The sequence below is a fragment of the Haemophilus seminalis genome (genome assembly GCF_006384255.1).
Classification (GTDB): Bacteria; Pseudomonadota; Gammaproteobacteria; order Enterobacterales; family Pasteurellaceae; genus Haemophilus; species Haemophilus seminalis.
Map to the genome: position 1 here is coordinate 79,039 of NZ_VCED01000004.1, position 19,677 is coordinate 98,715.

A 19,677-nucleotide genomic window follows, 5' to 3' on the forward strand; every position below is an offset into this window, starting at 1 on the left:
AATTTTAATAATTATGTATCGACACGAAAAAACACCAGAAAATACCACCGCACTTGAAGGTGTCATTCAAGGCTTCTCCGAAGATCCATCTTCAATCTTCCAAAACGAAATGCGAAAAGTTGCAGAAGAAATGAAAGATCTTCCTTTCTATCGAAAAGGTATCGACTGCTATTGTCCTAAATTTGTACTTTTTGAAAACCAATGGATAGGTACAGTTGTGACACCTTGGATGTTAAGTATTGTCATTTTGCCTGGCAAAGATCAGGAATGGGAACCCCGTGAAATTGGCGATAAACTTTCAGTACAACTGCCCTATAAAACCTTCACCTTCACAGTGAGTAGTTTAGAAAATATTCCACAATATCTTAGTTGCTCCCTTCATTCTCCGATTGATCCTGCAATGACAAATACTCAAGCAGCTCAACTCGCGCAAGATTGCCTCAGAATGATTTTATCTATGCCAACAAAAGCAACAACTTTTGATCCAGATCGACGTAACTTATTCCGCGCGATAGTAAAATAGGCACAAATTTCAATAGGAGTGAAAGTATTATGTGTTTAGGTGTTCCAGGCCAAATTGTTAAGATTGGCGAAAGCGCTCTTCAACTTGCCACTGTGGATGTATGTGGCGTACAACGTGATGTGAATATTTCTCTAGTCTGCACGGGAGATCCTTCCGATTTACTTGGCAAATGGGTGCTCGTTCATGTTGGCTTTGCAATGAGTGTTATTGATGAAGATGAAGCCAAGAAAACCCAAGAAGCTTTACTTGCAATGAGTCAACTAGAGCACGAAGTTGGGGATTTTTTAGGATTGAATCAAAAATAAAGATAACATACTGATCCGATGTAATTTATCTCATCGCTTAATCCTATAAGAGCAGGACAGGATATACCTGTCCGCTCCATAAAACTAAAATGCTGAAGTATCTTGAAATAAACCTACTTTTAAATCTGTAGCGGTATAAATGATACGTCCATCAACTTCAACTTCACCATCAGCCATACCCATCACAAGCTTACGATTAATAACACGTTTCATATTAATTCGATAGATCACTTTTTTAGCCGTTGGCAAAATCTGTCCGGTAAATTTTACTTCACCAACTCCTAATGCCCTACCTTTTCCTTTGCCACCAATCCAGCCTAAATAGAATCCTACAAGTTGCCACATAGCATCTAACCCTAAACACCCAGGCATAACTGGATCACCAATAAAATGACAGCCAAAAAAAGGTAAATTAGGGGTAATATCAAGCTCTGCTTCAATATAGCCTTTACCAAATGCGCCTTTTTCTTCATTCATTTCGATAATTCTGTCCATCATTAACATCGTTGGTGCAGGCAATTGAGGCCCATCGTTACCAAATAACTCACCACGACCTGATGCAAGCAAATCATCATATGAATAACTGCTTTTTTTATTAGGTGTACAAGTGTTTTGCATTTTACCTTCCTATATACATGATAATTTCAGCACTATACTGATTAAATATATTCTAGAAAGAATAAATAAATCTGTAAATAGCGAACACTTGTTAGCAGAACTAGTCGGATCAGTGCCGTTTAATTATAACTAAAAGAAAAGCGAACAAATGTTCGCTTTTTTTAATTAAGATTTAAAAAAATCCCAAAATCCTTTTTTTTCAGAATCGAGCCGATTTTCAATCCTACGTTGAATTAAACGAGAAATAGGCATTGTTTTTTCTGAATATTCTTTATTTTCATCTAATAAATCACGTTCAAATAAGTACTCACAGGCTTGATAAATATCTTCTACTGGATAAATAAAAAATTCATTATTTTTTACCGCACTTTTAACTTCATCAGATAGGCTCAGTTGCTGTATAGTTGTCATAGGAATAATCACACCTTGCTTGCCTGTTAATCCACGACGCTGACAAATTGTGAAAAACCCTTCAATTTTATCATTTACACCGCCTACTGAATGAACCAATCCAAATTGATCGATAGAACCTGTAATCGCAATGTTTTGAGGTAGTGGTAAATCAGACAAAGCACTCACCAATACACAGAAAATTGCAAGTGATGCACTGTCACCATCAATTTCACCGTAAGACTGTTCAAACACCAATGATGCAGAAAAAGGCAATTGAGAAGGGAGATCAAGAATATTAGAAAGACAAGCTTGAGCAATCATCATACCTTTACTATGAATATTTCCTGCAAGCTCATTTTTTCTTTCAACATCAATAACTTCCCCTTCACCAAACTGGACAATACAACTAATACGTGAGGGTTCACCAAAACTCACCGGCGTGCCTGGATATTCAATCACTGAAAGCCCATTTATCTGTCCAACAATTTCTCCTTGGGTTTCCACATAGACTTGTTCATTTAAAATATCAGCATAAGTTTGCTCTTTTAAAAAGCCATGTTGTATAGATTTTCTTTGAAAAACAGCTTCAAAATCATCCGCACTTAATATTGAATTACCTGTTAATGTCACTACATCTTGTAGCATTTCTTTAAGTTTAAGAGGTGAAATATTAATGAGAAATCGATCTTCACTTTCGCGTACTAATAATTTATATAATTTATTGAGTGCAGAAAAATTCATTTCAACATTAAGTGTTTGTGCTATTTTCTTCACATAACCAGCCCACATCTTTTGAGATTCAACTTCTGCCACTGAAATATAACTCTCAATTTCAGCATAATCAGCAAAAGAATATAATGATTCTTCTAACTCACCTAAAGTTGCCAATTCTGTACGACTTCCAAGCACAATAACTTTCAAATTAAGCTTATAGCTAGGCACATCGCAGGGCAAGTGTTTAAAAGGATGAGCTGAATACCAATCAAAAGTTTGTGTTTGTAAAATTTGCTTTAGTCGTAACCATAAGTCAAACTGAGATAATAGCATTGCTGCACTTAAAATTAATACTCCTCCATTTGCACGATGAACTAATCCAGGATTTAGTTGAATATCATGAGAACTAGGATGAACACGAAGAGAACCAAACAATTGAAATTGATCACAATAAAGTGCGTTCACCACCTCACCTGGCGTAGCAAAATTATCGTCTAGGGAATGGGCCACCTCTGTATAAACACGTGGAAAAGAAAAAGCGTCTCCTTGCTCAACAACATAACTTACACCAAAAACCGATTGTTCACGATAATGATGCAACTTAGTAAAGGATTCCAATAACGAAGCATATTCAGCTTGATCATCAGCTTTAAGCATTAGCAAAAAACGACTAGGATGACGTAAAAATACAGATAGAGCCTGTTTAGCATTAGGTTGTAATGACCAAAAATCAACCGTCTCTGATGGGAAGTCAGTTATAGCTAGATCTGGTTGCAACGCTTGCCAATCCAAGGCTTGTTGAGGAAAAAATGAACTCACAGTCACTCTCTTTTTGAAAAAATTAGGGCTATTATCGCATATTTCATACGCTTGTAAAAATCTGCTAGAAAATTCATTTAAAAAGACTTACACTAGCTGAGTTACCACGTCACTGAATAGTTAAAACATGAAATATCAAAAACTTGAAAATCAAGAAGCTAATTGGAAATGGATTTATCTCATTCGAAAATACCGTGAAGGAGAAAATATTACATGTTATCAAGAACGCAGTCTACAAGAGGCAAAATCACAAGAATTATTAGCCTGTCAACATTATCCCGAAAAAATAGAAGCATGGATAAAAAACCATCTTTCTCCAGCACTTCCAATTAAATTAGATCAGGCTATTCGGGCGCGCCGTAAACGCTTTTTTAATGGTGAAAAACAACATACAAAAAAGAAGTCTATCGATTTAGAATATGCTGTATGGCAACGTCTTTCAAGATATTCTCGCAAAATGAAAATGACATTATCAGAAACTATTACCTATATGATTGATGAGCGAGAAAGTAAAGCACAATTTGAAAATCAAATGGCTGCAATGAAAAACAGCTTGAAGAATTTACTCAAATAAAAAAGACAAGCTGCAATTCTTGTCTTTTTACTTAGGACTAAATAGAGAAAATCAGAGCAACATCGTTACTCCTGGTTATCCACTATAGGGATAATTTTTGTGGCATGAGAGCCTTTGTCTCCATGAATCACTTCAAATTGTACTTTTTGCCCTGCTTTTAAAGAGCGATACCCTTCCATTTCAATAACAGAATAATGAGCAAAAATATCGGCATCTACACCCTCAGCGGAAATGAAACCAAATCCCTTTGCATTATTAAACCATTTCACTACACCAATTTCCATAAAAGACCTCTCTAGGCTTTGCCTATTAAAACAAAATACCAATAAGGCGATTGCCTTATCACCTCGCATGGTTAATATGTTCAGTCATTTTATGAAATAATGCAATGAGAAATCTTCAAAAATGATAACTAGATCACAAAAAATTAGTTTTATGATGCCTTTTTATTATGATTATGTGCTTCTCGTATCGCCTTTGCTACAATTTGGATAGCCTCACCACTACTTACACCTTTAGCCATCAACGCTTGAATTTGTTCTACTGCTTTTTGTTGTTGTTCATGCGTTAAAATAATATCAAACATTCTCCCATCCTAATTTATTCATTAATTTTAACCATTGTTCATCTAAACCTGCAGTGAGCTTTATCTCTATTTGTGTTATAGGGTGAATAAATATTAATTCATAAGCATGCAAAAATAATCGTTGACAACCTGTATGAGTAGTTAATGCTCGATTCTGATGTAAATCGCCATATTGAGTATCCCCTAAAATTGGATGAAAAATATGTTTCATATGTCGCCGCAATTGATGTTTTCGCCCCGTATAAGGAATCAATTTCACTAAAGAATAACGTGCAGTTTGGTAACGCCCAACCGGATAAGGCATTTCTGCAGTTCTTATCCCTTCATATTTAGTTATGGCATCTTGAGGAGGTTTATCTTCTTGGGATAATTTATCTGCAATTTTATCTAATTGAATTTTTAATGGATAGTCAATGATGTCCCTTCCCTCTAAATATCCTCTTACGACGGCTAAATAAGATTTCTCCACACATCGCTGTTCAAATTGCTGACATAATATATTGGCAATTTCGCTATTTAATGCAAACAATAAGACACCTGATGTAGGACGATCGAGACGATGAACAGGAAACACATGCTGACCAATTTGATCTCGTAAAGTTTGCATGACAAATTGTGTTTCGTGAGGATCAAGCCAGCTACGATGTACCATCATGCCTGCAGGTTTATTCACCGCAATCAGTACATCATCTTGATATAGAATCTCTAATATCATTGATTTTTCAATAATTCTTCTAAGGCTATTAAAGGAGACAATAATTGTTCTAATTCATCAAATTCTTTCATTGCTTCTTCAATATAAGGGGAAATTGCGATCTGATTTGGCAATGGCGCACCACTTTCCAGCAATGCTAGCATACGTGGAATAAATACCCATTGTAACCATTCTTGAGCAGACATCGTATCAATAGAAAACGGTTCTTCACTGAGAAAAGCATCAGCAGCTGGGGGAATACTTTGCCATAATGACAAAGAATGCATAATATTTTGTAATTGCTGGATATACTTTTTTGTTTGATTACGCATAATAATTCCTCTAAAAAAATATAATGCTTATTCTACAAAAAATCATTTTATTTCGCAAAAACACTATAATTTTAATCGTTAATCATCATCTTCCTTACTACTTAATCTCACTATTATGAAGTATTTTTCTTGATTTAAGTCATCATTTTATCAAGAAATGAATATAAACACTTTCCATCACAAAGAAAATATCCTACTATTTTAATAGGTTTTTTTCTATTTCATTTAAGAAGGAGTGATTTATGTCTTTTGCCCAACAAAAACTTAGCGAATTAGCAGTTTCTATCCCGGGAGCAACCAAAATTTTTCGTGAATATGATTTAGATTTTTGTTGCGGTGGTTCTATCTTACTAGAAGTTGCCGCACAGCAAAAAAATCTTAATCTCGCTGAGATTGAAACGCGCTTAGCTCATTTACAACAAAGTAAATCAGAAAATAATGATAAAGATTGGAATGTTGCACATTATGACGAAATTATCGATCATATTATTACACGCTACCATAATCGCCACCGAGAGCAGCTACCTGAATTAATTACCTTGGCTCAAAAAGTTGAAAATGTACATGGTGATCGTGAAGATTGCCCAATTGGTGTAGCCGCACAACTAGAAAAAATTTACATCGAATTAAGCCAACATTTAATGAAAGAAGAACAAATTCTTTTCCCAATGATTAAGGCCAAAAATTATATGATGGCAGCTATGCCAATCCGTGTAATGGAAATGGAGCATGATGAAGCAGGGCAAGATGTAGAAGTCGTTAAATCTCTCACTAATCATTGTACAGCGCCTTCTGATGCTTGTTTTAGTTGGAAAGCTCTATACAGTGGAATTAATGAGTTTATTGATGACCTTATGCATCATATTCATTTAGAGAATAATATTTTATTCCCTAGAGTATTAAGAGAAAAATAATTTATGTAAAAAGGGCTAGATAAAATATCTAGCCCTATGTTTTTAATGACGTAAATACCTAAATTATTTTTGGTATAAAGGAGCTGGTCCTTGAGTACCACCATTAGATTGACTACCTTCCTGTAATTTTAATACAGAACCAGAAGCTGTCACTTCTACACGACGGTTAGGTTTTAAACATTCTCTTAATGCTTGTTTACCTGTTACATCATCACAAGCCTTAACTTGTGGATTTTTACCATATCCAACAGCACTAATCTGAGCAACAACACCATCTTCTAATAAACGTGCTTTAACACGATTTGCACGACGTTGAGAAAGATTTAAGTTATAAGAATCTGAACCTAAACGGTCAGTATAACCTGCAACTTTAACATCTTTTGCACCAGTTGACTTTAATTGATTTGCAACGTTATCAACGACTTCTTTACCACGCGCAGTTAAAGTATCTTTATCAAAATCAAATAAGAAATCACCACTTAAACTGAATGCAGAATTACCGTTACAACCATTTGGGAACCAGAAGAAAGATTGTGCATTATGGTTTTTATCAAATAACACTTTATATTGACAAACTTTGTGAATCCCATTTTCGCGATAATTAAATACATAATCCCATTCTTCTACGCCATATAACCCCTCAGCAAAATGAGGATCACCGATTAATTGGCGAATTTGATCTTTATTTTGACCACGTTCGATCAAACGAACATCAGACCAGTTTGGCCATGAACCAAATTGACTACCATCATGATTAAATCCTGATGTATCAATTTTTGGCCACACTAATTGTGGTACTTGCTCACCATTTACATCTTTATATTCTGGTGTACCAGCATCTGTTACTTTGCTTAAGTTACCACAAGCTGTCACAGTTGCGATTGCAACAGTAGATAATAAAATACGAGATAATTTCATTTGTTTTACCTTTTAATTTGTAAAATCCCTAAATTAAAGGGATAACTAAACTTTATAAATTTCAAAGAACAAAACTTTTAAAGTTTCGATGCATATACTAATGGCAAAACTTTACCTTGTAAATAACAAATTACTTGATTTTGCCTAAATCAATCGTTTTTTTTTTGTAAAGATAATGTAAAGAAATTAAAGTTTATTGAATAAAATTATTTACCTTCTTCATCATATAACTATAAATAATATTCGCTAAACTTTCCTCTGCTTGGCGACCTAATTTTTTTATTAACGATTTTTTCAATTGATATTTCACTGCTAGAACTCGTTTTTCTTTCATCTTATCTAAAATCAAATCATCACTTGTAGTGATTTCATCAACTAATTTCAATTCTAGCGCTTGCGTCCCAAACCAATGCTCTCCTGTTGCTATTTTATCTATATCTAAGTGAGGACGGTTTTGTAAAACAAATTGTTTAAATAATTGATGTGTTTCTTCTAATTCTTGTTGGAATTTTTGTTTACCTTTTTCGGTATTTTCACCTAACATTGTTACAGTTCGCTTAAACTCTCCAGCGGTCATTACATCTACATCCACATCATATTTTTTCAATAAACGATGAATATTAGGAATTTGTGCAACCACGCCTATCGACCCAATGATAGCAAACGGAGCTGATACAATTTTATCAGCAATACAAGCCATCATATAACCTCCACTTGCTGCTACTTTATCCACCGCAATCGTTAACTTAATTCCTTTTTGTTTTAAGCGAGCTAATTGAGATGCGGCAAACCCATAATCATGCACAATACCGCCAGGGCTTTCTAAACGTAGTAATACTTCATCTTCTGGTTTCGCGACACTTAAGATTGCTGAAATTTCTTCTCTAAGTGCGGTTGTTTCTGACGCTGAAATATCACCATGAAAATCTAAGATATATACACAACCTATCTTTGCGTCATCTACAGTTTCACCTTTTTTTAATTTCTCTTTACGTTTTTTGGCTTTTTGCTTTTCAGCTTTTTTCTCTGCTTTAGCTTGTTGTTTTAGCTCTTCTTCAGAAAAATTAAAATCTTGCAACACTCGAACTTGACTATCAAATTCTTCCAATAAATCCTTAATTTCCAGCTCGCCTACTTTCACTTTATTATGCTGACGATGTGAAATAATTAAGCTTACAATGACTAAAATCACTAATAAAACCGTCAAAATTTCTAAAACAAAAATTCCATAACCCGTTAAAATATCGTTTAACATTGTTTCTCCTCACGATGAATAATCCACTCCATTCTATACTTTTTTATGGAAAAAATTCCATACTCAGGTAAAATACCTCTATTTTTACGTAAAATTACATTTAGTTATAGAGGTTTATATGTCTAACGTAGCATCAATTGTTGATGTATTACAAGGAAAAGTGGCGATTGGTGAAACCGTCACTGTGCGTGGTTGGGTACGTACCCGTCGCGATTCTAAAGCTGGCTTATCTTTCTTAGCGGTTTATGACGGTTCTTGCTTTGATCCAATTCAAGCGATTATTAATAACGATATTGAAAATTACGAAAGCGAAATTTTACGTTTAACAACGGGCTGTTCTGTAATTGTAACAGGTAAAGTCGTTGAATCACCTGCAGAAGGACAAGCGATTGAGTTACAAACAGAAAAAGTAGAAGTGACAGGGTTTGTTGAAGATCCAGATACTTACCCAATGGCAGCAAAACGCCACTCTATTGAATATTTACGCGAAGTAGCTCACTTACGCCCTCGTACCAATATTATTGGTGCTGTCGCACGTGTTCGCCATTGTTTATCTCAAGCAATTCACCGTTTCTTCCATGAGCAAGGTTTCTACTGGGTGGCAACCCCATTAATTACTGCATCAGATACTGAAGGTGCGGGTGAAATGTTCCGTGTTTCTACACTTGATTTAGAAAATCTTCCACGTGGTGAAAATGGAAAAGTTGATTTCAGCCAAGATTTCTTCGGTAAAGAATCATTTTTAACGGTTTCAGGTCAGTTAAACGGCGAAACCTATGCTTGTGCATTAAGCAAAATTTATACTTTCGGCCCAACATTCCGTGCAGAAAACTCGAATACTACCCGTCACTTAGCTGAATTCTGGATGGTTGAACCTGAAGTTGCATTTGCAACTTTAGCGGATAACGCAAAACTTGCAGAAGATATGTTGAAATACGTATTCCGTGCAGTATTAGCAGAGCGTAAAGATGACTTACAATTCTTTGAAAAACATGTAGATAAAGATGTTATTACGCGTCTAGAAAACTTTGTAAACTCAGATTTTGCTCAAATTGACTATACTGATGCCATTGATGTGTTATTAAAATCTGGTAAGAAATTTGAATTCCCTGTTTCTTGGGGGATTGATCTTTCTTCTGAACACGAACGTTTCTTAGCGGAAGAATATTTTAAATCACCAGTTGTGGTGAAAAACTATCCAAAAGACATTAAAGCATTCTATATGCGTTTAAATGATGATGGAAAAACTGTGGCAGCAATGGACGTGTTAGCTCCAGGAATTGGTGAAATCATCGGTGGTTCACAACGTGAAGAACGTTTAGACGTGCTTGATAAACGAATGGAAGAAATGGGATTAAACCCAGATGATTATTGGTGGTATCGCGATCTTCGTAAATACGGTAGCGTTCCACACTCTGGTTTTGGTCTTGGTTTTGAACGTTTAATCGTCTATGTAACTGGCGTGCAGAATATTCGTGATGTAATTCCATTCCCACGCGCGCCAAGAAATGCGAATTTCTAATTCAATTTAACTTTAATATTGACCGCACTTACACCAAAGTGCGGTCAATTTTTTCAGAATTTTAAGGAAAGCAAAATGGATAAAATTAAACAACTCTTTGCCAACAATTACAGTTGGGCGCAAAGAATGAAAGAAGAAAATTCTACTTACTTCAAAGAACTTGCGGATCATCAAACGCCACATTACCTTTGGATTGGTTGTTCTGATAGCCGCGTGCCTGCTGAGAAATTGACAAATCTTGAACCTGGTGAATTATTTGTTCATCGTAATGTTGCTAATCAAGTAATTCACACCGATTTTAATTGTCTTTCTGTTGTGCAATATGCCGTCGATGTGCTTAAAATTGAACATATTATTATCTGTGGCCACACCAACTGTGGTGGTATTCATGCCGCTATGATAGATAAAGATTTAGGACTTATCAACAACTGGCTTCTTCATATTCGCGATATTTGGTTTAAACATGGCCATCTTCTCGGTAAACTTTCCCCAGAAAAACGCGCGGATATGTTGACTAAAATTAACGTAGCGGAACAGGTTTATAATCTTGGGCGCACTTCAATTGTCAAAAGTGCTTGGGAACGCGGACAAAAACTCTCATTACACGGCTGGGTATATGATGTAAATGATGGATTTTTAGTGGATCAAGGCGTAATGGCAACTAGTAGAGAAACCCTTGAAATATCTTACCGGAATGCTATCTCTCGCTTATCAACGCTTGATGAAGAAAGTATTTTGAAAAAAGATCATCTTGAAAATATCTAAAGATAACGCCCTTTCGGGCGTTATTTTTAAGCTTTACCTTCAATCAAATTTTTCTTTTCTTCCAATTCTTCCCAGCGTAAAAATGCTGTTTCTAATTCGGCTTCAGTATCCGCCAATGCTTTTAATTTAACGTCGGTAATATCATGAGCCTGTTGGAAAAATGCTGGATCGGCTATTTCAGCTTGCAGTGCGGCGATTTTGGTTTCTAATTCTTCTAAAAGTTGTGGCAGCTGTTCTAGCTCACGTTGTTCTTTATAAGAAAGTTTTACTGATTTCGGCTTAGAAGTGCGATCATTTTTCACCGCACTTTCTTCTTTTAGTGGTTCAGATTTCTTCGCTTTAGCCTGTTCTTCCACTGCTTTGCTTGCCCAGAAATTGGCTTGTTGCTGTTTAGCATCAAAGAATCCACCTACATACTTATTCAAACGCCCTTCACTTTCAAATAAATAACATTCTGTCGCAGTATTATCGATAAATTGACGGTCATGACTCACAATTAACAATGTGCCTTGATAATCAGTCAAAATTTCTTCTAAAAGCTCCAATGTTTCTACATCAAGGTCATTGGTCGGTTCGTCAAGAATCAATAAATTATTTGGTTTGAGCAACAATTTTGCGAGCAATAAACGATTTCGTTCTCCCCCCGATAAGGCTTTAACTGGCGTCATTGCTCGTTTTGGCGGGAACAAGAAATCTTGCAAATATCCTAGCACATGGCGTTTTACACCATTGACTTCAATATCTTGTTTACCATCCGCCACATTATCCATTACAGTTTTTTCAGGATCTAAATCAGCACGATATTGGTCAAAATAAGCAATGTCTAATTTAGTACCACAACGAATTTTTCCTGATGTTGGCTGAATTTCACCCAACAATAATTTAATGAACGTAGTTTTTCCACAGCCATTTGGCCCAACAAGTGCAATTTTGTCACCACGTAAAATCGTTGTTGAAAAATCTTTTAACAAAGTTTTTCCTGTGATTTCATAGCTCACATCTTCCATTTCAAAGACAATTTTGCCTGAACGGCTTGAGGTATCTAATTGTAATTTGGCTGTTCCCATTACGTCACGGCGTTGGCGGCGTTCCTCACGCATCGCTTTTAATGCTCGTACTCGCCCTTCATTTCTTGTACGGCGAGCCTTGATACCTTGGCGAATCCACACTTCTTCCTGTGCAAGACGTTTATCAAATAATTCATTTTGCAAGGCTTCAACGCGTAGATTTTCTTCTTTCGTGGTTAAATATAAATCATAATTGCCTGGATAAGACACTAATTGACCGCGATCTAAATCCACAATCCGTGTTGCCATTTTGCGAATAAAAGAACGGTCATGGGAAATAAATACAATGCTACCTTGGAAATCCAGTAAAAAATTTTCTAACCATTCAATAGCTTCCACATCCAAGTGGTTAGTTGGTTCATCAAGTAATAACACATCAGGATCGCATACCAATGCGCGCGCTAATGCTGCTTTACGTAACCAACCGCCCGAAAGTGCGGATAATTTTGTGTTTGGATTTAAGCCCAGTTTTAACAACACTTCATTGATTTTATTTTCAAATCGCCAGCCATCAGCGTGTTCTAATTTAGCCTGAACTTGCTCTAATTGACTTAAAATTTGATCACTGTAATTTTCTTCCAATTGAACAGAAATATGATGATATTCTTTTAATAAATCCGTTAAATGCCCAACACCCTCCGCGACATAATCAAAAATATTGCCTTGTGCATTACGCGGTGGGTCTTGTTCTAAACGAGAAACCACAAGATCTTTTTCGTATTGGATTTTGCCATCATCCATCAGCACATCGCCTGCAATGATTTTCAATAAAGTTGATTTACCTGCACCGTTACGCCCAACTAAACAAACGCGTTCATTCGGTTCAATATGTAGTTCTGCATGATCTAACAAAGGTGCATCACTAAAGGAAAGGTATCCATTGGTTAAACTAATTAATGCCACAACTGCCCCATAAAACTCTGTAAAAATTAACCGCACTATTCTATACGGTTTGCATAAAAAATCCCATCAATTCAATGGGATTCTCTATGAAATCAAAGTTGTTGATATACCCGCAATGCGTGTGCATCTGACATGCCTGCAATATAATCGCAAATAATCCGTTTCTTCCCTTCTTCTGGTGCATTACGCCAACGATTTGCAGTATTTCGCGGTAATAAACGCTCCGGATCAGATTCAAAAATCTGGAACATTTCTGTCAACATTCTCTGCCCTTTATATTCGATTCTTTGGGTATCCACATTGCGAATAACATAATCCCAAACGAATTTTTTAAATACACCAAGCGCAGCAATCACTTCAGGTGGCAATTCTGCGTTATAACGTAACAAAGGCTCATCAAAATTTGCCGTTAATTTCCACCGCACATTGGTTATAAAGAAATTTACCAATGCGCCAATCGCTTGTTTGCGTTCAAAATGTTTATCAGAGAAAAGCCGTTGGCTAATTGAATCAATATTTTCATGCAACCAAGCTGAAGGAATTTGTTTCAATGCTGCATGCGCCGCTTGCCATTGATGAGGATTGACCACGCCAGTCACAATCGCATCTTCTAAATCATGTACGCCATAGGCAATATCATCTGCCAATTCCATAATGCTGCAATCCAGCGATTTAAACCGAGTATGTAAAGATTCAGCTGGATTTTCCCGCACTTTTTTAAATTGACAGAATAAAGTGCGGTCATTTTCAGAAAGATTTTCCAGCAACCAATTAAACATTTTTAAATCATCGCGGAAAATGCCTTTTCCTGGAATCCAATCATGAATACGCACAAAATGCGGATCAATATTGCGAGAAAAATTAAGTTCTGCATATTGAGGGGAGGCCACATCTAACAACGCGGGATATTTCACTACACCCAATAGTGTTCGACGCGTTAGATTCATCCCTGCATTTTCAGTGTAAGGCTCAAGTTTCGTTAAAATTCTGAAGGTTTGTGCATTGCCTTCAAAACCGCCCTGCTCTGCCATCATATAATTTAATGCTGTTTCGCCACCATGCCCAAAAGGCGGATGCCCAATATCATGCGCAAAACACAAACTTTCGATAAGATCGTTACTCGGCAATAAAGGTTTTAACTGCTTTTGTAATTCGTTTTTATCAATATTTAATGTTTGCGAAATGCTTTCAAAGGTTTCTAAAAATTTAAGTTGTGCAACGAGACTACTACCAATCTGGGCGACTTCCAAAGAATGAGTTAAGCGAGTGCGATAAAAATCATTTTCGCCAATTGCGTGAATTTGGGTTTTCGCTTGTAAGCAACGAAAAGCGGCAGAATGTAAAATTCGCCCACGATCGCGACGAAATGGTGGACGATTATCTTTTTCGCGTGGAGGATCAGGAAGAAAACGTTCTGTCCAAGAAGAATCAATGATAAGTGGTTTCATATCGCTTTGTTTTATTTGGTTTTTCTGCATTATCTAATCATTTAGCACAAAAAACAACCGTACTTTATCTGGAACAAACAAAATCTAGAATGAATAAAGTGCGGTTTAATTTTTATTGATATTTAAACAAAGAAATAAATGAGCTTAAATACAAATGGCGCGAGAATAGAACTAATAATCCCACAAAGCACGAGAGAAATAGAACTATAACTGCCTGCCGTTGAGTTAGTTTCCATACAGCTTACGGTACCAAGTGCATGAGAAACAGAACCAACGGAAAGTCCTATAGCTTCTTGATGTTTAATACCTAATTTTTTTAATACAAGGTAACCAAAAATAGAGCCTTGCAAACCTGCAACAACAACCCCTACAGCGGTAACAGCAGGAATTCCGCCTAAATGGCGAGAAACCTCCATCGCGATAGGCGTTGTAATTGATTTAGGTAAAACTGTTGCGACCATTTCGGGAGTTGCGCCTAAAAGAAATGCTAAAAGTGCACCACTTAACATTGCTAAAAAAGAGGCAATGAAAACCGTTGAAAGAATGATTTTCCATTGTTTGGCAATTTGGCGAAGTTGCTCATAAAGCGGCAAAGCAAGAGCAACGATACTTAATGAAAGCAAATTGTTTATTGGTGCATTCCCAGCCATATAATCATCATATGGAATTTTGCCTACAACCAAAATTACCACAAGAATCAACACGGTTAAGATAAATGAATTGAAAATGACTGATTTCCAACGTTTACTAATTTGTAATGCAAGCCAAAATCCGAAAATTGTTAAAAATGTATAAAGATAAATTGCGTACTGCTGCATAATTGACATCCAAATAAAGACTACATGTTTTCAGTTATTTGTTTCTCTTGAACTTGGCGACGTTTTATTACTTTTTTCCGTTTATGTGTAAAAGATTGGAGTTGATATAAATGATTGGCAAAAAAACCAATCACAACTAATGTAATACATGTGCTTACAATATTGGGAAGTAATAAAATATTAACCTGTTCTCTTAATAAATCAGAATATTTAATAATGCCTACGCTTACAGGTACAAAAAGTACGGCCATAAAGCGAATAAGAAAACTCGCCCCCAAATAAATCCAATCTAAATGAATAAGTCTTGTTGTTAACCCCAAAAAGAGTAATAACAATCCCCAAATACTCCCAGGTACACCTACAGGTACATAATGTGCAATAAGATTTCCGAGATATAACATAATGTATAAAATGACCAAAGAACGGGTCAATAAAAACACCTTTTGAACCATATTCGACCTTTTTCAACTTTTTTGATAATGTTTAAAAAAGATTTTACGCCTTTTAAGAGAAAATTGACCACCTATTTTTAAATAAAATCGGGCGTAATCTGAAAAAAATGTGAGCTCGATCAAATTTTGATATCAAATTACAAAGAGTTAAACACAATCAAATCACTAGCTATTATTCATCAGGCTTAAGATTTGCTACAATGTTCCAACTTATTAACCATAAATCTTAAACAATCTATCTCCACATTTATCACCCATAAGATGGAATACTCTACACGCTTATTGGCACCAATAGCGCCAATTTACCAAGGTTAATGATGAAAAACTGCTTAATTTTAATTTCTTTGCTTTTTTTAACCGCACTTTCTGCTTGCTCCAGTGAGAAAGGTAATTGTCGTGTTGTGGGTATCAGCGATGGCGACACTTTAACTTGCCTTACAAAAGGCAATAAGCAAGTCAAAGTGCGACTAGCTGAAATTGATGCGCCAGAGAAAAAACAAGCTTTTGGACAAAAATCTAAAAAAGCGTTATCTGATATGGTTTATCTCCGTGATGTACGTCTTTCTTTAAAAGGTCAGGATCGATATCAACGCATATTGGCGATTGTTTATTATCAAGATAAAAATATTAATTTAGAAATGGTTAAACAAGGTATGGCATGGGCTTATAAGCAATATTCCCATGATCCGATTTATCTTCAAGCGCAAGAAAATGCACAAGCCAAACGAATTGGTCTTTGGGCGGACAATAATCCGATTGAACCAAGTCAATGGCGCAGACAAGAGAAAAATCAATATGGCTTTTGATTATCAAACGTTTCGTCAAGAATTTCCCTATTTCCAATATGAAGATGCGGTTGTTTATTTAGATAACGCCGCCACCGCGTTGAAACCTCAAGTATTAATTGATCGCACCGCTGAATTTTATGCTTCTGCAGGCTCAGTACATCGTAGCCAATATGATGCGGCCCAAACAGCACAATATGAACAGGCTCGCACACAGGTTAAAGAATGGGTTGATGCAGAAGATAAACGCGCTGTTATCTGGACTTCGGGTACAACTCACGCAATAAACTTAGTGGCAAATGGATTACTACCGCAATTAAACGCAGAAGATGAAATTCTGATTAGCCAAGCAGATCATCATGCTAATTTTGTTACTTGGCACGAAACGGCGAAAAAGTGCGGTGCAAAAATTCGAGTTTTACCGATTTTAGATAATTGGCTAATTGATGAAAATGCGCTTATTTCTGCTCTTTCTGAAAAAACAAAACTGGTTGCGCTGAATTTTGTTTCAAATGTCACAGGCACAGAACAGCCGATTAAACGCCTAATTCAACTTATTAGAAAACATAGCCATGCGTTGGTTTTAGTGGACGCTGCACAAGCGATTAGTCATATTAAAATCGATTTACAAGATTTAGATACCGATTTCCTCGCATTTTCTGCCCATAAAATTTATGGCCCAAATGGGCTTGGCGTTTTAACAGGAAAATTAACCACACTTTCTCAACTTCAACCGCTCTTTTTCGGCGGAAAAATGGTTGATCGTGTATCAAATGATCGTATTACTTTTGCCGAATTACCTTATCGTTTAGAAGCGGGCACACCCAATATTGCTGGGGTTATTGGATTTAATGCCATACTAAATTGGCTACAAAAATGGGATTTTACCGCAGCAGAACAGCACGCTATATCTTTGGCTGAATCCGTCAAAGTGCGGTTAAAATCTTACGAAAATTGCCGATTATTTAATTCCCCTCAACCAAGCACTGTCGTTTGCTTTGTATTTGAGGGCATTGACTGTTCCGATCTTTCTACACTTTTAAGCGAACAAAATATTGCGCTCCGTGTGGGCGAACATTGTGCCCAGCCTTATTTAGCACGCTTAGGCGAACGCACCACATTACGCCTGTCTTTTGCCCCTTATAATACACAGGAAGATGTAGAGGCATTTTTTACAGCTTTAGATAAAACATTGGATTTATTACAATGATAGAACAATTAAAACAAGCTAAAAATTGGGAAGATCGCTATCGCCTGATTATTCAAGCTGGCAAAAATTTATCTCGCCCAAGCGATGATGAACTTGCTCAAATGCAACCCATTACTGGCTGCGAAGCACAAATGTGGTTTCAAATTATGCCTAAAAATGACCTCACTTTTCAATTCAATGGATTTAGCGAAGCCAGAATTATGAATGGCTTGCTTTGGATTTTATTCAATCAAATCAATGGCAAAACAGCGGATGAATTGAATACATTTGATATTACTGTATTTTTTAGCGAACTCGGCATTTCACAACGTTTAAGTGAAACGCGTTTAAACGGCTTAAACCAAATCGGACAGCAATTAAAAAATTTATGTATTTAATCGAAACCTATTTTCGCCTAACTGCGCTCGAAAATAACATTGAATCACAAAGCCGTTTACTTAATGCCGTGATCGATCAATGGCGATATAACGGGCAAATTATCGGACGTGAAATTCCTTTATATTTATTGGAAGAAGATGGCGCACAAGGCTTTGCTATGCGTGTCATTTGCCCTGAACAAGATAGTCTTTTCCCGCAAAATAATAATGCAGAAGTGAATCGAGCATTACAAGAAGCCGAAAAGTGCGGTGTAATTTTTGATGGTTTTCAACTTGTGGGCGATGATCTCAATTCAGATCAAACGGCAGAAAATGTATCTCCAGCTTGGCAAGTGCTTTACACAACCCATTTACAAAGTTGCTCACCGATTCATAGCGGAGAAAATTTCTCACCAATCCCGTTGTATAAACAACTAAAAAATCAACCGCACTTAAGCCAAGATCTCATTAAATGGCAAGAAAATTGGCAAGCCTGTGATCAACTGCAAATGAATGGTGCGGTATTAGAACAACAATCTTTGGCAGAAATTTCTGAGCATCAAAGCACACTTTCAAAACATGGGCGTTATTTAGCCCAAGAAATAGAAAAAGAAACGGGCATACCGACTTACTATTATTTATATCATGTAGGTGGGCAATCTTTAGAATCTGAAAAATCCCGTTGCTGCCCTTCTTGTGGTGCAAACTGGGCGTTAAAAGACGCGATTTTTGATACCTTTCATTTTAAATGCGATACCTGTCGATTAGTTTCGAACCTATCGTGGAATTTTTTGTAATTAATTTATAAAGTGTCGAAATTTGCAAAACTCGAACACTTAATCGGAGAAAAGATGAATTACCAAGACAACAGCTTAAAATCCTTAAAACTCGGTCAAAAAACGGAATACGCCTCTCAATATGACCGCACTTTATTACAGCCTGTGCCACGCGCGTTAAATCGCGATGGATTGGGCATTACTCAAAACCAACCATTTACTATCGGCGCCGATATTTGGACGGCTTATGAAATCTCGTGGCTCAATGAAAAAGGCTTGCCACAAGTGGCTATCGCAGACATTTATCTGGATTATCAAAGCCAAAATTTGATTGAATCAAAGAGTTTTAAACTTTATTTAAATAGCTTCAACCAAAGCAAATTTGCAGATTTCACAGCTGTTCAACAAACTATGCAACGCGATTTAAGCGAATGTGCGCAAGGCGATGTAAAAGTGCGGTTAAATCCAGTAGCAGTTTATGATTCTCAAAAAATTGATCACTTACAAGGCGATTGCATTGATGAACAAGATATTGAAATAACTAGCTACGAATTCAACGCTGATTGGCTGAAAGATTGTGTATCGGATGAAATTGTCGAAGAAAAATTAGTCAGCCATTTGTTGAAATCTAACTGCCTCATCACTAATCAGCCAGACTGGGGAACGTTACATATTCATTATGTTGGTAAAAAAATCGATCACGAAAAATTATTGCATTACGTTGTATCTTTCCGTCAGCATAATGAATTTCACGAACAATGTGTCGAGCGTATTTTTTGCGATTTAATGCACTACGCAAAACCAGAAAAACTCACTGTTTACGCACGCTATACCCGACGCGGTGGCTTAGACATCAACCCATTCCGCTCTAATTTTGAGAACTTACCTGAAAATTTAAGATTAGCGAGACAGTAAAAGAAAACTGCGGTG

At 36.4% G+C, this 19,677-nt stretch carries 23 protein-coding genes; 11 read left to right on the forward strand and 12 right to left on the reverse strand.

What is annotated here, in order from left to right; genetic code table 11:
* The first annotated feature begins 13 nt into the window (after positions 1–13).
* Both hybE and hybG read left to right on the forward strand, forming a co-directional pair.
* Positions 14–523: a hydrogenase-2 assembly chaperone gene (hybE, locus tag FE813_RS06650; protein WP_139989954.1), complete on the forward strand. Its 510-nt coding sequence runs from the start codon at positions 14–16 to the stop codon at positions 521–523.
* 29 nt (positions 524–552) lie between these two features.
* Positions 553–828 (forward strand): hydrogenase maturation factor HybG, encoded by a 276-nt coding sequence (gene hybG / locus FE813_RS06655; protein WP_139989955.1) that lies wholly within the window; start codon positions 553–555, stop codon positions 826–828.
* An 84-nt stretch (positions 829–912) separates the two neighbouring features.
* Here the strand turns inward: hybG and fabA are convergent, their stop codons facing one another.
* Positions 913–1,446 carry a bifunctional 3-hydroxydecanoyl-ACP dehydratase/trans-2-decenoyl-ACP isomerase gene (gene fabA, locus FE813_RS06660; RefSeq protein WP_048952668.1) on the reverse strand — a complete coding sequence of 178 codons (534 nt, stop codon included), beginning with the start codon at positions 1,444–1,446 and terminating at the stop codon, positions 913–915.
* Positions 1,447–1,611: 165 nt separating this feature from the next.
* A complete protein-coding gene (locus FE813_RS06665) occupies positions 1,612–3,378 on the reverse strand; it encodes an AAA family ATPase (RefSeq protein ID WP_180978699.1) in 1,767 nt (588 codons plus the stop codon).
* A gap of 121 nt (positions 3,379–3,499) precedes the next feature.
* On the opposite strand from FE813_RS06665, the gene matP reads away from it, so the two are divergent.
* A complete protein-coding gene (matP, locus tag FE813_RS06670) occupies positions 3,500–3,946 on the forward strand; it encodes a macrodomain Ter protein MatP (RefSeq protein WP_139989957.1) in 447 nt (148 codons plus the stop codon).
* A 65-nt stretch (positions 3,947–4,011) separates the two neighbouring features.
* Here matP and cspD read toward each other — a convergent pair whose 3' ends face one another.
* From cspD to FE813_RS06690, 4 genes are all read right to left on the reverse strand, one after another.
* The gene (gene cspD / locus FE813_RS06675; RefSeq protein WP_048952671.1) at positions 4,012–4,230 is read right to left on the reverse strand and encodes a cold shock domain-containing protein CspD; all 219 of its coding nucleotides are present in this window, start codon (positions 4,228–4,230) and stop codon (positions 4,012–4,014) included.
* A gap of 149 nt (positions 4,231–4,379) precedes the next feature.
* Entirely contained in the window at positions 4,380–4,532 is a 153-nt protein-coding gene (locus tag FE813_RS06680) for a YoaH family protein (RefSeq protein ID WP_048952672.1), read from the reverse strand.
* Positions 4,525–5,244, reverse strand: coding sequence for a tRNA pseudouridine(65) synthase TruC (gene truC / locus FE813_RS06685; protein ID WP_048952690.1), 720 nt, complete (start codon positions 5,242–5,244; stop codon positions 4,525–4,527). The genes FE813_RS06680 and truC overlap by 8 nt, the downstream gene beginning before the upstream one ends.
* Positions 5,244–5,558: a YqcC family protein gene (locus FE813_RS06690; RefSeq protein ID WP_139989958.1), complete on the reverse strand. Its 315-nt coding sequence runs from the start codon at positions 5,556–5,558 to the stop codon at positions 5,244–5,246. The genes truC and FE813_RS06690 overlap by 1 nt, the downstream gene beginning before the upstream one ends.
* 242 nt (positions 5,559–5,800) lie before the next feature.
* Between FE813_RS06690 and ytfE the strand changes: the two genes are divergently transcribed.
* A complete protein-coding gene (ytfE, locus tag FE813_RS06695; RefSeq protein WP_139989959.1) occupies positions 5,801–6,472 on the forward strand; it encodes an iron-sulfur cluster repair protein YtfE in 672 nt (223 codons plus the stop codon).
* Positions 6,473–6,535: 63 nt separating this feature from the next.
* Here the strand turns inward: ytfE and FE813_RS06700 are convergent, their stop codons facing one another.
* A complete protein-coding gene (locus FE813_RS06700; RefSeq protein WP_139989960.1) occupies positions 6,536–7,390 on the reverse strand; it encodes an OmpA family protein in 855 nt (284 codons plus the stop codon).
* 193 nt (positions 7,391–7,583) lie between these two features.
* Entirely contained in the window at positions 7,584–8,645 is a 1,062-nt protein-coding gene (gene sohB, locus FE813_RS06705) for a protease SohB (RefSeq protein ID WP_139989961.1), read from the reverse strand.
* 118 nt (positions 8,646–8,763) lie between these two features.
* Between sohB and asnS the strand changes: the two genes are divergently transcribed.
* A complete protein-coding gene (asnS, locus tag FE813_RS06710) occupies positions 8,764–10,167 on the forward strand; it encodes an asparagine--tRNA ligase (protein WP_139989962.1) in 1,404 nt (467 codons plus the stop codon).
* A 75-nt stretch (positions 10,168–10,242) separates the two neighbouring features.
* Entirely contained in the window at positions 10,243–10,932 is a 690-nt protein-coding gene (gene can, locus FE813_RS06715) for a carbonate dehydratase (RefSeq protein WP_139989963.1), read from the forward strand.
* A 26-nt stretch (positions 10,933–10,958) separates the two neighbouring features.
* Here the strand turns inward: can and FE813_RS06720 are convergent, their stop codons facing one another.
* The 4 genes from FE813_RS06720 to FE813_RS06735 form a co-directional block, all read right to left on the reverse strand.
* Complete coding sequence (locus FE813_RS06720; RefSeq protein ID WP_139989964.1) at positions 10,959–12,902, reverse strand: ABC transporter ATP-binding protein; 1,944 nt, start codon at positions 12,900–12,902, stop codon at positions 10,959–10,961.
* A 92-nt stretch (positions 12,903–12,994) separates the two neighbouring features.
* Positions 12,995–14,380 carry an anti-phage deoxyguanosine triphosphatase gene (locus tag FE813_RS06725; RefSeq protein WP_139989965.1) on the reverse strand — a complete coding sequence of 462 codons (1,386 nt, stop codon included), beginning with the start codon at positions 14,378–14,380 and terminating at the stop codon, positions 12,995–12,997.
* A 92-nt stretch (positions 14,381–14,472) separates the two neighbouring features.
* Positions 14,473–15,168: a CidB/LrgB family autolysis modulator gene (locus FE813_RS06730; protein ID WP_139989966.1), complete on the reverse strand. Its 696-nt coding sequence runs from the start codon at positions 15,166–15,168 to the stop codon at positions 14,473–14,475.
* A gap of 20 nt (positions 15,169–15,188) precedes the next feature.
* Positions 15,189–15,620, reverse strand: a complete 432-nt coding sequence (locus FE813_RS06735) for a CidA/LrgA family protein (RefSeq protein ID WP_046939567.1) — start codon at positions 15,618–15,620, stop codon at positions 15,189–15,191.
* Between the two features lie 317 nt (positions 15,621–15,937).
* Between FE813_RS06735 and FE813_RS06740 the strand changes: the two genes are divergently transcribed.
* The 5 genes from FE813_RS06740 to queF are packed head-to-tail and all read left to right on the forward strand — an operon-like array spanning position 15,938 to position 19,662.
* Positions 15,938–16,426, forward strand: a complete 489-nt coding sequence (locus FE813_RS06740) for a thermonuclease family protein (RefSeq protein WP_506340688.1) — start codon at positions 15,938–15,940, stop codon at positions 16,424–16,426.
* Complete coding sequence (locus FE813_RS06745) at positions 16,416–17,615, forward strand: cysteine desulfurase (protein WP_139989968.1); 1,200 nt, start codon at positions 16,416–16,418, stop codon at positions 17,613–17,615. Before FE813_RS06740 ends, FE813_RS06745 begins: the two co-directional genes overlap by 11 nt.
* A complete protein-coding gene (locus FE813_RS06750; RefSeq protein ID WP_139989969.1) occupies positions 17,612–17,992 on the forward strand; it encodes a SufE family protein in 381 nt (126 codons plus the stop codon). Before FE813_RS06745 ends, FE813_RS06750 begins: the two co-directional genes overlap by 4 nt.
* Positions 17,983–18,768 carry a Zn-ribbon-containing protein gene (locus FE813_RS06755; protein ID WP_139989970.1) on the forward strand — a complete coding sequence of 262 codons (786 nt, stop codon included), beginning with the start codon at positions 17,983–17,985 and terminating at the stop codon, positions 18,766–18,768. The genes FE813_RS06750 and FE813_RS06755 overlap by 10 nt, the downstream gene beginning before the upstream one ends.
* A gap of 54 nt (positions 18,769–18,822) precedes the next feature.
* On the forward strand, positions 18,823–19,662 hold the full coding sequence (gene queF / locus FE813_RS06760) for an NADPH-dependent 7-cyano-7-deazaguanine reductase QueF (protein WP_139989971.1): 840 nt from the start codon (positions 18,823–18,825) through the stop codon (positions 19,660–19,662).
* The last annotated feature ends 15 nt before the right edge of the window (positions 19,663–19,677 follow it).

What these genes read in the sequence shown, in the direction of transcription:
- FE813_RS06680 (WP_048952672.1), bottom strand. Translation starts at nt 4,532, where the DNA reads ATGTTTGATATTATTTTAACGCATGAACAACAACAAAAAGCAGTAGAA.
- asnS (WP_139989962.1), top strand. Translation starts at nt 8,764, where the DNA reads ATGTCTAACGTAGCATCAATTGTTGATGTATTACAAGGAAAAGTGGCG.
- FE813_RS06700 (WP_139989960.1), bottom strand. Translation starts at nt 7,390, where the DNA reads ATGAAATTATCTCGTATTTTATTATCTACTGTTGCAATCGCAACTGTG.
- FE813_RS06730 (WP_139989966.1), bottom strand. Translation starts at nt 15,168, where the DNA reads ATGCAGCAGTACGCAATTTATCTTTATACATTTTTAACAATTTTCGGA.
- FE813_RS06750 (WP_139989969.1), top strand. Translation starts at nt 17,612, where the DNA reads ATGATAGAACAATTAAAACAAGCTAAAAATTGGGAAGATCGCTATCGC.
- fabA (WP_048952668.1), bottom strand. Translation starts at nt 1,446, where the DNA reads ATGCAAAACACTTGTACACCTAATAAAAAAAGCAGTTATTCATATGAT.
- FE813_RS06745 (WP_139989968.1), top strand. Translation starts at nt 16,416, where the DNA reads ATGGCTTTTGATTATCAAACGTTTCGTCAAGAATTTCCCTATTTCCAA.
- FE813_RS06735 (WP_046939567.1), bottom strand. Translation starts at nt 15,620, where the DNA reads ATGGTTCAAAAGGTGTTTTTATTGACCCGTTCTTTGGTCATTTTATAC.
- FE813_RS06690 (WP_139989958.1), bottom strand. Translation starts at nt 5,558, where the DNA reads ATGCGTAATCAAACAAAAAAGTATATCCAGCAATTACAAAATATTATG.
- sohB (WP_139989961.1), bottom strand. Translation starts at nt 8,645, where the DNA reads ATGTTAAACGATATTTTAACGGGTTATGGAATTTTTGTTTTAGAAATT.
- can (WP_139989963.1), top strand. Translation starts at nt 10,243, where the DNA reads ATGGATAAAATTAAACAACTCTTTGCCAACAATTACAGTTGGGCGCAA.
- FE813_RS06740 (WP_506340688.1), top strand. Translation starts at nt 15,938, where the DNA reads ATGAAAAACTGCTTAATTTTAATTTCTTTGCTTTTTTTAACCGCACTT.
- FE813_RS06725 (WP_139989965.1), bottom strand. Translation starts at nt 14,380, where the DNA reads ATGCAGAAAAACCAAATAAAACAAAGCGATATGAAACCACTTATCATT.
- FE813_RS06755 (WP_139989970.1), top strand. Translation starts at nt 17,983, where the DNA reads ATGTATTTAATCGAAACCTATTTTCGCCTAACTGCGCTCGAAAATAAC.
- ytfE (WP_139989959.1), top strand. Translation starts at nt 5,801, where the DNA reads ATGTCTTTTGCCCAACAAAAACTTAGCGAATTAGCAGTTTCTATCCCG.
- hybE (WP_139989954.1), top strand. Translation starts at nt 14, where the DNA reads ATGTATCGACACGAAAAAACACCAGAAAATACCACCGCACTTGAAGGT.
- queF (WP_139989971.1), top strand. Translation starts at nt 18,823, where the DNA reads ATGAATTACCAAGACAACAGCTTAAAATCCTTAAAACTCGGTCAAAAA.
- cspD (WP_048952671.1), bottom strand. Translation starts at nt 4,230, where the DNA reads ATGGAAATTGGTGTAGTGAAATGGTTTAATAATGCAAAGGGATTTGGT.
- hybG (WP_139989955.1), top strand. Translation starts at nt 553, where the DNA reads ATGTGTTTAGGTGTTCCAGGCCAAATTGTTAAGATTGGCGAAAGCGCT.
- matP (WP_139989957.1), top strand. Translation starts at nt 3,500, where the DNA reads ATGAAATATCAAAAACTTGAAAATCAAGAAGCTAATTGGAAATGGATT.